Here is a 1,359-nt window from a genome sequence, read left to right as displayed (position 1 = left end):
CTCACTGCTTACTGCTTACTGCTTACTGCTTACTGCTTACTGCTTACTGCTTACTGCTTACTGCTTACTGCTTACTGCTTACTGCTCACGGATCACTGCTTTCCCCACTCCCCACTCCCTGACTACAATTCCCCTGGTATCTTCGTGTGAGATGGGTTTTGTGTTCTATCTTCTACCCCAAAACAATGATAATATTCTGTTTTTTTAACTAATTAGCGCCACAATCTTGCGCTCTATTCTGAAAAGTCGTCACTCTCGCGAAAGCGGGAGTCCATGAATCTGAGCAACCCCCCTGGATACCCGCCCTCGCGGGTATGACGTGCATTGTCGTTAAATACAGCGGAAGATCAGTACTCATCAGATTTTTTTATGGACTGTCTCCGGATGGAAACGGCATTATGTTCATCCGGGGTTACCGGATGAAGACTACTTATCATACCGCAGGAGTTATCATCGTGCAGAGAATCGACCAGGTCATTCAGGCCAGTTGTATAAAACATGCGCAGCAGGTGGCATTTAAGCATAAAGTCAATGGCCAGTGGAAGGATGTTTCCTATGCCCGTTTCTGGGATAATGTCGAAAAACTGGCGGCAGGGTTGCAGCAACTCGACATCAAAGAGATGGCGCATGTAGCGATTCTTGCACCTTCGTCACCGCGCTGGGTCACTTCCTATCTGGCCATCCTCCATGCCGGCTGCGTTGCCGTACCGATTGACAAGGAACTTAAAGCAGCGGAACTGCGCCATATCCTCGCTGATTCCGATACCCAGGCGATCATTGTCGGCCAGGCACAGTTTGACACCTTGCTGGAAATCATTGATGACCTGCCCGACCTGAAGAGGATCATTCTCATCGACACCCCGATTGAAGAGATGGGGGATCAGAGCGATATCATTGAAACCATGCAGGAGCTTAAATCCCTGTGGCAGCTTCTGGTCGTCGACCTCAACATCACTCCGGAACGGCGCGAACCTCTTGAAATGGCCGCCGAGCAATTACGTCAACTGGTTACCAGCGTCCCAGAGACCAATGAGCCCTCTGAAAAAAAGAAAAAAAAGCGTCATTTTTTATCCGATACGGAGCTGATCCGCAATCGGTTACTTAAAGAAAAAAGGCTGTTTTCGTACAAAGCCATTTTTTCTGATGACCCCGTGGTTACCGGCAGCGCCACTGCTGATCAGCGCGCTGTCATCCTTTACACCTCAGGCACGACCGGTCGTTCCAAGGGGGCGATGCTCAGCCATCGTAATATTGTCAGCAACATTGAGGGCGCCCAGCTTCATTTTAAGCTCGACAACTCCATTGCTACCCTGTCTTTTCTGCCGATCAACCACGTGTTAGAACAGGTCTGCGGCATTA

Annotated in this window: 1 protein-coding gene; it reads left to right on the top strand. The window is 49.5% G+C overall.

What is annotated here, in order from left to right; translation table 11 throughout:
* Nucleotides 1-455 precede the first annotated feature (455 nt).
* Nucleotides 456-1,359, top strand: a 904-nt coding sequence (locus tag AC6F7T_RS08255) for an AMP-binding protein (RefSeq protein WP_500717744.1), incomplete at its 3' end; no start/stop codon positions are given.

Source organism: Pelovirga sp. (genome assembly GCF_059864205.1).
Note: the sequence above shows the minus strand (reverse complement) of the source record. Positions and strands in the feature narration are given on the sequence as shown.